11 protein-coding genes, 1 tRNA gene and 1 pseudogene are annotated in these 9,688 nt (G+C 60.5%); 7 read left to right on the top strand and 6 right to left on the bottom strand.

Annotation, left to right across the window (positions count from 1 at the left end):
• Together Q7T64_RS05040 and Q7T64_RS05035 are read left to right on the top strand one after the other, a co-directional pair.
• Positions 1-403: pseudogene (locus Q7T64_RS05040) on the top strand (MFS transporter); the annotation flags it as partial.
• A 155-nt stretch (positions 404-558) separates the two neighbouring features.
• Positions 559-1,140 (top strand): YqaA family protein, encoded by a 582-nt coding sequence (locus Q7T64_RS05035; protein ID WP_304792191.1) that lies wholly within the window; start codon positions 559-561, stop codon positions 1,138-1,140.
• Positions 1,141-1,272: 132 nt separating this feature from the next.
• Here the strand turns inward: Q7T64_RS05035 and Q7T64_RS05030 are convergent, their stop codons facing one another.
• Positions 1,273-2,058 (bottom strand): transporter substrate-binding domain-containing protein, encoded by a 786-nt coding sequence (locus tag Q7T64_RS05030; RefSeq protein WP_304792186.1) that lies wholly within the window; start codon positions 2,056-2,058, stop codon positions 1,273-1,275.
• A gap of 271 nt (positions 2,059-2,329) precedes the next feature.
• Entirely contained in the window at positions 2,330-3,058 is a 729-nt protein-coding gene (locus tag Q7T64_RS05025) for an MBL fold metallo-hydrolase (RefSeq protein WP_304792183.1), read from the bottom strand.
• Between the two features lie 202 nt (positions 3,059-3,260).
• Between Q7T64_RS05025 and Q7T64_RS05020 the strand changes: the two genes are divergently transcribed.
• Positions 3,261-4,133, top strand: coding sequence for a class I SAM-dependent methyltransferase (locus tag Q7T64_RS05020; RefSeq protein ID WP_304792180.1), 873 nt, complete (start codon positions 3,261-3,263; stop codon positions 4,131-4,133).
• A 125-nt stretch (positions 4,134-4,258) separates the two neighbouring features.
• Here the strand turns inward: Q7T64_RS05020 and Q7T64_RS05015 are convergent, their stop codons facing one another.
• The gene (locus Q7T64_RS05015) at positions 4,259-4,615 is read right to left on the bottom strand and encodes a collagen-like protein (RefSeq protein WP_304792176.1); all 357 of its coding nucleotides are present in this window, start codon (positions 4,613-4,615) and stop codon (positions 4,259-4,261) included.
• Positions 4,616-4,957: 342 nt separating this feature from the next.
• Positions 4,958-5,821, bottom strand: coding sequence for a DMT family transporter (locus Q7T64_RS05010; protein ID WP_304792173.1), 864 nt, complete (start codon positions 5,819-5,821; stop codon positions 4,958-4,960).
• A gap of 491 nt (positions 5,822-6,312) precedes the next feature.
• Here Q7T64_RS05010 and Q7T64_RS05005 point away from each other — a divergent pair, with 491 nt between their 5' ends.
• Positions 6,313-6,597, top strand: a complete 285-nt coding sequence (locus tag Q7T64_RS05005) for a type II toxin-antitoxin system Phd/YefM family antitoxin (RefSeq protein ID WP_304792170.1) — start codon at positions 6,313-6,315, stop codon at positions 6,595-6,597.
• Positions 6,594-7,022: a type II toxin-antitoxin system VapC family toxin gene (locus Q7T64_RS05000; protein ID WP_304792167.1), complete on the top strand. Its 429-nt coding sequence runs from the start codon at positions 6,594-6,596 to the stop codon at positions 7,020-7,022. The genes Q7T64_RS05005 and Q7T64_RS05000 overlap by 4 nt, the downstream gene beginning before the upstream one ends.
• A 234-nt stretch (positions 7,023-7,256) precedes the next feature.
• On the opposite strand, the gene Q7T64_RS04995 is transcribed toward Q7T64_RS05000, so the two are convergent.
• A tRNA-Pro gene (locus Q7T64_RS04995) sits at positions 7,257-7,333 on the bottom strand.
• An 84-nt stretch (positions 7,334-7,417) separates the two neighbouring features.
• Here Q7T64_RS04995 and Q7T64_RS04990 point away from each other — a divergent pair.
• Both Q7T64_RS04990 and Q7T64_RS04985 read left to right on the top strand, forming a co-directional pair.
• Positions 7,418-8,542: a M14-type cytosolic carboxypeptidase gene (locus Q7T64_RS04990; protein ID WP_304792164.1), complete on the top strand. Its 1,125-nt coding sequence runs from the start codon at positions 7,418-7,420 to the stop codon at positions 8,540-8,542.
• A 140-nt stretch (positions 8,543-8,682) separates the two neighbouring features.
• Complete coding sequence (locus Q7T64_RS04985) at positions 8,683-8,877, top strand: hypothetical protein (protein ID WP_304792160.1); 195 nt, start codon at positions 8,683-8,685, stop codon at positions 8,875-8,877.
• Positions 8,878-8,911: 34 nt separating this feature from the next.
• Here Q7T64_RS04985 and Q7T64_RS04980 read toward each other — a convergent pair whose 3' ends face one another.
• Positions 8,912-9,673 carry a pseudouridine synthase gene (locus tag Q7T64_RS04980; RefSeq protein WP_304792194.1) on the bottom strand — a complete coding sequence of 254 codons (762 nt, stop codon included), beginning with the start codon at positions 9,671-9,673 and terminating at the stop codon, positions 8,912-8,914.
• Positions 9,674-9,688: the final 15 nt, after the last annotated feature.

Raw genomic sequence — 9,688 nt, 5'->3', positions numbered from 1 at the left:
ATCCTTCTCGCTGGGCTCCGCCAAGCTGGTGCCGCGACTGGGCGAGATTGGACTGGCACGCTGGGGTGGCGCACTGGTTTTTGCGTCGCTGCTGTCGATCGGCCTGGCGCCGTCATGGGCCTGGGCTTTGCCGGGCTGCCTGGTGAACGGGCTGGGTTTTTACATGCTGCATAACACCTTGCAAATCAATGCCACCCAAATGGCGCCCGAACGGCGCGGGGCGGCCGTCAGCAGCTTTGCCTTCTGCTTTTTCCTGGGGCAGGCGCTCGGCGTTGCGCTGGCGGCGTGGGTAATTGCATTTACCGGAACCGGAGCCGCCATTGCCGGATTTGGCGCGCTGCTGTTTGCTACTGCATTGAACTTCAGCGTGCGCAAAAGCAGGCAAGTCGCGCTGGAGCGATGACGCGGCAGGTAGCGGACCATGCCGCTGCCGCAGCAGGGGCGCAGGGCAATTGCGCCATGCCAAACTGACAATCCGGCTACCCGATATTTACTCCCGGCCGCCTGAACCTGGTTGGTTTGCAGGGATAATGGCGGCTCATCAATCGGAAGGTATGCATGAAACTGTTTTCACCGATCTATCGTCGGGCGATGGCATGGTCCCGGCACCCGCACGCGCCCTGGTACCTGGGCGCAATGAGCTTTGCCGAGTCTTCGTTTTTCCCGATTCCACCGGACGTGATGCTAGCGCCAATGTGCCTGGCAGATCCGCGCCGCGCCTGGTTCTTGGCGTTGTTGACGACATTGACCTCGGTCGCAGGCGGACTGTTTGGCTATGCGATCGGCTATTTTGCAATGGATGCCTTGCTGCCCTGGTTGCAGGCAAGCAGTTACTGGCCGGCTTATCAAATCGCCGTCGACTGGTTTCAGCGCTGGGGATTCTGGGCCGTGTTCATCGCCGGTTTCTCGCCGATTCCGTACAAGGTGTTCACCATTGCTGCCGGGGCGCTGTCAATGTTGCTTTTGCCGTTCACGCTGGCGTCCATCGTCGGTCGTGGACTGCGCTTCTTCATGGTCGCGGGCCTGATGGCCTGGGGCGGTGCACGCATGGAGTCCTTGCTGCATCGCTATATTGACCGCCTGGGCTGGGCCATGGTTGGGCTGGTTGCCTTGTTCGCGCTGTGGCAGGTCAGTCGGTAAAACGCTGCGTGCGGCAGGTTCGGCAATGAGCCAGGGTGCGCTCCGCGCCAGCCAATGTTCCCAAAAAAGCAGAAAGGCCATCGCGAGCGATGGCCTTTCTTTTGATGACGGCGCATTGAGCGCCGCCGGCTTTCAGTAGGAATCAGGCGCCTTCTGCGTCAGTTGGACTGCCGACGCAAGCTTGCTGGCTACTTTCCTTGCCAGCGCATGCGGAACCGATTTCGCATTCCAGTCGCCGACGATTTGCGTCAACTGTGCGACAGTCTGGCGCTCGCCGGCCGGGATCACGAAGGCCAGGGTCCTGGCCTCTCCCAAGGGCAGTCGTGCCGCAAATTTCTTCCATTCCGGCTGGCCGGCCAATTCCTGCAAGACCGTGCTGTCGTGTACCACGGCATCGCAGCCACCGGTGCGCAAGGCGACCAGGGCATCGGTCAGCGACGGGTAAGTCTTTTCGATTGCGCCATAGCGGGCCTCGGCAATGCCAGCATAGTTCCCGCCCTGCGCCAGGCAAACGACCTGGGCCTTGAGTTGCTGCGGCTGCGCGATTGCGGTATCGGTACGCAGGATGGCCATCGGGGCGATCTCGTATTGGACCGGAACGACTGTCCGGCTGACAGGCAGGGCGCTGATATCGGCGACTGTCCTGAGCTGTACGCGTGACCAGTTGCCGGCGACCGCGCCGGAAGGCAATCGGCTTGCCAGGTCTTCGGCCAGTCCGGCCTCGATCGAAGCCGGTGTCCGATCCGCTGCATTTGCGCCGACAGCCGGCAGGCTTCTATCCTGTTTTACCAGCAGCGCCACCAGCTTGCCGTTTTCCTGCTGCATGTCCGCGGCCAACGCAGCGCTGCAGGCGACCAGGAAAAATCCTGCCAGTGAGAGGCGGCGGAACCAGGAGCGTGGGGATGGATGGAGGGTCATGGGTGCCTTCAGGGTTCGATGGTGACGGTGGCGGATCCGTTTTTCCGGCACGGCCGAGCGATTCGCGGAACGGTGGCGCAGGAACGGCCAGACGCAAGTGTCCGCGAGGGGAGTCATAGATACAACGAAGTTTTCCGACTTTGCTTATGCGTTAATGGCATAAGCCAGGATCGGGGGACGATCCGCGTGCCGAAGATGCCCGGCCGACGTCAACAACTGAAGGCGGCTGATTGCCGCCACGCCATCAGCGACGGCGCGGCTGTGGGCGGTGTCAGTGCGGGCTTAGTCGCTGGCCCAATGCGCGCAGCAAGCTGGCGCCATCACCCTGCCATGCGCTGCCATGCATGCATGCCAGCGTGGCGGGTGTTTCCCTTGCCAGCTTGTCGAGCAGCGCGACGGTATCGGGCGAATGCGAAAAATAATCCATTTTCTGGCGCAATGCTTCGCTCGGCTCCAGGATGTCAGCCTGCGTCAACGCCAGTTCACCCTTGCCCGGCTGGGTGAACAAGTCGCCGCAGAACAGGGTGCCGGTGCTGGCTTCCATCAGGTAGCCGGCTTCCCAGCCGTGCGGCAGATGGGCGGCGTCCAGCCACTTGACGCTATGGGCTCCCAGCGAAATCACTTCGCCGTCCGCCATGCCGCGTGCCGGCCGGTCGGCCATATCGTTGATCGTAACCCTGGCGGCAAGGCTGCCGCACAAGGGCGCCGCTTGGGGGGCAATGGCAAGCCACTCGTTCAGGGAGCCGCATTCATCGGCTTCGATATGCCCGAAGCCGACGTAACGCAGCCGCTCCACCGGCATCACGTGCGCAACGGCCTCGCGCACCAACGAAAATGTCTTGCGATGGCCGGTATGGAAAAGCAGGGGCTCATCATCGACAATCAGGTATTGGTTGAACGAGAAACCGCCGGGCATCTTGTCCGACGGGATATTGATCCGGAATATGCCTGCAGCAACTTCCTGGATATTCGTTCCATTGGCGGAATTGGTGATCGACATCGTAGTCTCCTGGGATTGCCGGGCGGCGAAGGCGCATGCTTGCTGCAACTTGTCGTGCAACTGTTACCGGTTTTGCCGCAACTGGCAAGTACGGCGCCTCGGCGTGTCAGCTTGGCTCGCGGTCGGCAATGGATTGCGGGCAGCTGCTTCGGGTTTGCGCCGCCTGCGGTATATTGCGCTCAGGTAAAGCCAAGGAGACGATATGAAAAACCCGACCCGTGCCAGTTTTCGCGAAACCCGATTCAAGCGCTTTTTCCCCCGAATCTGTTCTGCCACCCTGATCACCGCGACTATTTTTCTGGGCGGCTGTGCGGCCCCCGGATTATCCAGTGACCGCATCGCCGAGATCATTTCCAGCCCGGACCGTAGCGCAGCCGATCGCACCATTGACATGCGGCGCAAGCCGGCGCAGTTCCTCGCTTTTACCGGTGTCGGTCCCGGCATGGTCGTGCTTGACCTGAGTGCAGGCGCGGGCTACACCACTGAATTGCTGGCGCGTGCGGTCGGCCCGGGCGGCAAGGTCTATGGACAGAGCGCGCCGCCACGCGCAGCCAATGCCGCACCGACTGCGGTGCCCGAAGGCGGCATGGCGTCGCGCCCGGCATCTGCGGCTGCCGCGCCGCGTCGCATTCCTTCCCCTGAGGCGCTGGCGCAACGGGCAAGAAATCCGGCCGCAAGCAACATCATTGCTGTCGTGCAGAAGTTCGAGACGCCGATACCGGCTGGCGTCGGACCCAATACGCTGGACCTGGTGACGCTGGTCTACAACTATCACGACCTCGGCCACCAGGGCGTCGATCGGGCGCAGATGAACAAGGCATTGTTCAACGCGATGAAGCCGGGCGGCGCTTATGTGATCGTCGATCATCACGGCATGCCGGGCACCGGGATTTCCCAGGCCGCTACGCTGCATCGGGTCGAAGCGGCTTTCCTGCGCCGCGAAGTGGAATCCGCGGGATTCAATTTCGTTGCCGAATCGGACCTTTATCGCAATCCGGCTGATCCGCGCGACAAGAACACACCGGACCAGGGGCAGGCAAAAGACGGTTTCCTGCTCAAGTTCAGGAAGCCCTGATTGCATTGAACGCGGCAGGGCGCAGCGTACCCGGTCGCGCATCGCAGCAAGCGAGCGCCCAATAAAAAGGCTCCGGAAAAATCCGGAGCCTTTTCAGTACTCAGTGCGTCGGCTTGTGTGCCAGCTTACTTGGGTACAACGATCACGGTATTGCCCGTTTCGCCTTTAGCGCCATCGGCACCGGTGTAGCCGGTCGAGCCGGTTGCACCAGTTGCGCCGGTTGCGCCGGTATAGCCGCTTGAACCCCGGGCGCCGTCAGTGCCCGTTGCACCGGTTGCGCCGGTCGCGCCGGTCGAGCCCACAACAGCGGCGCCGGTTGCGCCAGTCGCGCCGGTGTTGCCAGTTGCACCAGCAGGGCCGGCAGGGCCAGGAACGGCAACGGTAGCCGGTACGACAACCGGTACTGCGACAGTCGCTTGACGCTCACAGGCGCTCAGTGCAACGGAACCGACCAATGCCAGCAGCAGAATTGAATATTTCATTTTGATTACCTTGAATGAAGTCACGGAGAAGCGCTTCGGCTAATTGCGGCCTAATCGACACAGCGAATCATGCACTGCTGAACTCCGGCGCTCGGTTCGCTTGCGCACATACGCCAGCCTTTGCCGCCTCTATATTTGCAGCACCGGTAGTTGATGTTCAAATGTTTTTCAGTCAACCGCGTGTTTTTGGTTGATCTGCCCCGCGCTTCTCGAAGCGCGGTTTTTTTTTTGCCTGTCGCAAAGGGCGGGCACGGCAAGGGTGTGTTCAAGCAAGCAAATCACGCTTTCGAATGCCGATTTTTATGGCGGGCTGGCCAGGTGCGCCTGGCCGGGAATTCCGGGCTACAGCACCGGAGCAATAAAAAGGTACACCACGGCAGCAACCGTGATGCATGCGCCGGCACCGGTGCGCAATGACAGTTTTTCGTCATGCAGCACAAGCGCGCCGATCAGCGCCGTGATCAGCGGGTAGGACGCGAAAATTGGAGCAACCTGCCAAACCGGAGCAAGGTTCAACGCCAGGTACATCAGCAGCACGGCGCTTCCGTTAAGTACGCCGACCATCATGAACCACGTCACGCCTTTCAGGTTGACTTTGGGCTTGCCTCCCGGCCGCAGGCGATCCATGCCAATCACGGTCGCCGACGACATGACATAGCCGATCACGGTGGCAGAGAAAGCGTGGGGCCAGACCATCAGGGCTGCCTTGATCACAGCTTGCGCCACACCCCGGACCACCGCACCGGCGATTGGCCATGACAGCGACCATATGTCGAAGTCTGCACGCTGGGCGCGGGGCTTCCACGTCAGCAGCACGACCCCTATGACGACACCGATTGCCGACAAGGCCGCCTGCGGCGGAATTTTTTCGCCCAGCAACAATCCTGCCGCAATCAATGCGAACAGGGGCGCCGTCCCCGAGATCGAGCTCGTCGTAGTCGGTCCGAGCAGCTCGTTGGAGCGGAAAATGATCATGGTGACCACCGCCGGGAAGAACACGCCGATTGCCGCAAAGATGAAGGCGGCACGCCAGGTGAATCCGCTGGTATCAAATGCGAACGGCGACGCCAGCAGGAACAGAACGGTTGCGGTGGGGATGCTGGTTGCAGCGCCAGCCCGGGCATCGATAAATCGAAGGCCGACGCGCGAGACGATCATGGCGATGCCGAAACAAAGCGAGCTCATTACCGCAAACACCAATGCCATGAATACTCCTGTCGATTCTTGAAAGATTTTTTTACTTGTTTTTTATTTCAGTGGCAAGCGGGAATTTCCTCAAAAGAAGAAAAGCCAAGCCCCAGCTATCTTGCCGACGAAATTATCGGACGACATTTCTCTACTTTCTACCCGAAGAGGACAAGGCTGCCGGTGTTCCTGCGAAGGCGCTTTAAACCGCACTGCACGAGGGGAAGTTCGAAGCTGAAGGCTGGTTGATTGCAGCATCAGAAAAGGGATTGTGCCGCGAACGTGAAGCCGCGCCTGCAATCAGGTGCGGGTCGGCGTTTGCTTCATGGTCTTGTCTGCTCATTTCACCCTGGCGCAACGGGGCGCTTCACCACTGGGCGGCAGCGCGTCGTGGATGGCAAGCAAAAGCAAGGTGAGCGTTGGTTGGCCGGCCGGAATTTTTTCGTGCACTTCCTTGAAGTTGGTGACATCTCTTGGTATTCTGGTCAGGCTGACTAGAACGGGAGGATGCCATGAACAATTCGGATTCGAACCGGTCGCGACCTGGTTATTGGGTGCTGCAAGACGCAAAAGCGCGCTTCAGCGAGTTGGTGCGCCGGGTTCACAGTGAGGGGCCGCAGCACGTGACCGTACACGGGCGGGATGAAGTGGTTGTCGTTGCCGCCGAGGAGTTTCGTCGCCTGAAGGGTGGCAGGACTGGCGCGGCTTTGATCGACGCGATCCAGGCGTCGCCTTATCGCGACTTGGAACTTGAAGCGCCGCGTGCTCCCATGCCAGTCAGGGATGCAGACCTGTGACTGCCTACCTGCTGGACACCAATGTCATCTCTGAACTGCGCCGGCCACGCCCCGAGCACCGGGTGGTGTCGTTCGTGGCAGCACAGCCCTTGGAGTCGCTCTACATCAGTGTGGTCACCTTGGCTGAAATCCGCTTTGGTATTGAGCGGGTCGCCGATGCTGGCAGGCGCGTTGAGCTTTCAAGTTGGCTGAGCAGCAGGGTGCGCCCCATGTTTGAAGATCGGATCCTGCCCGTCTCGGAAGACGTAATGCTCACATGGCGTCTTCTCGTTGAAGAAGGGCGCAAGGCGGGTCATACCTACTCTCAGCCCGATCTCATCATTGCGGCGACTGCAGTGCAGTATGGGATGACAGTAGTATCACGAGACGACTCTGAATTTGTACGCGCGAAGGTCGCACTTTTCAATCCTTGGGAGCAGGTTTGATGACTCACGTTTCTGTTACCGCATTAGGGAGAGGCGGCTCAACGCCACATAGTCGGGCCTTTCCCCATCGCGAGTAAATCAAGCGCGCGAATATCGGTACCTGTTTTTCACTTCCTGAACCCATCGAGAGCGGCTCAAAGGTCGGATCGACCTCGGATGAAAACGCAGCGACGAAACAGCTACGTTGCCAGAAAAGGAAAAGGGCTATGTTTCCATAACCCTTTGATTTTTTTTTGGTCGGGGCGAGAGGATTCGAACCTCCGACCCCTTGCACCCCATGCAAGTGCGCTACCAGGCTGCGCCACGCCCCGACTAAGCCGCGGATTATAGCAGAGCAATCCGGATTGCCGTATGCTGCCCGGACAGATTTTTCCTCACCGCATTCACTCATCACCATGACCATCAGGATCAGCAGCCAGTTCGATGCCGGCGCCATTGAAGTCGTCAGTGCGCAGTCCGCCGACGACATCCAGTTGAACATCCGGCGCGATAGCCACGCCGATTTTTTGCAGTGGTTTTACTTCCGGGTGGAAGGCGTGCGCGACCAGCAGACGGTGTTGCGTTTCCTGAACGCCGGGAAGGCGACCTATCCGGATGGATGGTCGGGATACCAGGTGGTCGCCAGCGAAGACCGGCAGCACTGGCTGCGGGTGCCGACCAGCTACGAGGGGGGCGTGCTGACCGTTCAGCACCGGCCGACGTCGGACGTCGTGTACTACGCGTATTTCGAGCCCTATTCCTGGGATCGGCACCTGGATTTCCTCGGCCGCATCGCTAGCTCGCCACGGGTCCGTATCGAGAGCCTGGGCAAGACGCTGGAGGGGCGCGACATTGATATGGTCGTGGTCGGCGATCCCGCCCGGCCCAAGAAGATATGGGTCATCGCACGCCAGCATCCTGGCGAATCGATGGCGCAGTGGTATGCGCAGGGCATGCTGGAGGCGTTGCTGGATCGTTCCAATCCGGTCGCGACGCGATTGCTGGAACACGCGGTCGTGCATGTGGTGCCGAACATGAACCCGGACGGTTCGGTACACGGCAACTTGCGCACCAATGCCGCCGGCGCCAACCTGAACCGTGAATGGATGGCGCCATCGGCCGAGCGCAGCCCGGAAGTGCTGTGCGTGCGCGACAGGATCCACCAGACCGGCTGCGACCTGTTCCTTGATGTGCATGGCGACGAAGGCTTGCCGTATGTGTTTACGGCGGGGTCTGAAATGCTGGAAGGATTCACGCCGGAGCAGGGCAGGGCGCAGCAGTCTTTCATCGATCGTTTCTGCGAGGCCAGTCCCGATTTCCAGACGGTGCATGGTTATGGCGTGGGCAAGTACCGCAAGGAGATGCTGGCGCTGGCATCGAAGTATGTCGGGCATACGTTTGGCTGCGTTTCCCTGACACTGGAAATGCCGTTCAAGGATAACGCTGCCTTGCCGGATCCGGCGGTGGGCTGGAACGGAGCGCGCAGTGCGGCACTGGGGGCGGCGACATTGCAGGCGATGCTGCACTCGGTGACGTCATGAGGGCAGCCGACGGCGCGCGATGAGGGCCCGCGCGCAGGCCAGGGCGCTGACACCTGCGCCATACACTCTTTACAAATGAACACAACCATTGCGGCGATTGCAGGTGATGATCCTGTCGTCAACTCTCTGAAAGGTTCATCGTGAAAATCTTGCTTGCAGGTGGACTGGTCGCACTGTCGGCATTCCTTGGCGGCTGTGCAGTCGTGCCGGCGTATCCGACCGATGTTGGCGTGTCTGCTGGCGTCTATGTGAATCAACCTGTCATGGTGGCGCCGGTTTATGGGTATGGCCCGCCGCGCTATCGGCATCACCGCCATCATCGCTATTACCGCTAATGCAAGCCGGTTCGCACCTGGCGCCAGCAGCGCCTCAAAAGCGTTCGTTGGCGCCGAGGTAGCGCCACATGCCAGCGGGCAGGTCGCCCAGTTTTACCTGGCCGATACGCACGCGTTTTAGCCCGAGCACCTTCAGCCCGACCGCCTCGCACATGCGACGGATCTGGCGCTTTTTTCCTTCGCGCAGGATGAAACGCAACTGGTCTTCGTTTTGCCAAGTGACTTTGGCCGGCAAAAGTCTTTTGCCATCCAGGGATAATCCATGCTGGAGCCGCTTGAGCTCGTGTTCTGGCAGTCGGCCCGGGCGGCCATATTGAACCCGCACCAGGTATTCCTTCTCAATCGACGTATCTTCGCCAATCAATTGCTTGGCGATCCGGCCATCTTGGGTAAGTATCAGCAAGCCAGTCGAGTCGATATCCAGCCGGCCGGCCGGTACCAGGCTTTTTAGCTGGGATGGATGGAATTGGATCGGGGCGGCGTCTTCGCTCCAGCGGTTTTCCGGCTTCACCAGCACATATGCCGGTTGATATCCGTCTTCGGCCTGGCCACTGACATAGCCCATGGGCTTGTTGAGCAGGATGGTGACCTGCGTGGCCTGCTGGCCTTCGGCCTTTTTGTCCACCTCGATGCGGTCGTTGGGCGCCACCTGCAGGCCCATGGGCGCCACCTGGCCGTTGACCTTGACCCAGCCTTTGGCGATCCAGTCGTCGGCCTCGCGGCGCGAGCACATGCCCAGCTCGGCCATGCGTTTGTTCAGGCGGGCGGTTGCGGTGGGAGCGGCGGGTTCGGTCATCAGGCGTTCAGTTTC

The sequence above is a fragment of the Lacisediminimonas sp. genome, assembly GCF_030645335.1.
Taxonomy (GTDB): Bacteria; Pseudomonadota; Gammaproteobacteria; order Burkholderiales; family Burkholderiaceae_D; genus Lacisediminimonas.
Note: the sequence above shows the minus strand (reverse complement) of the source record. Positions and strands in the feature narration are given on the sequence as shown.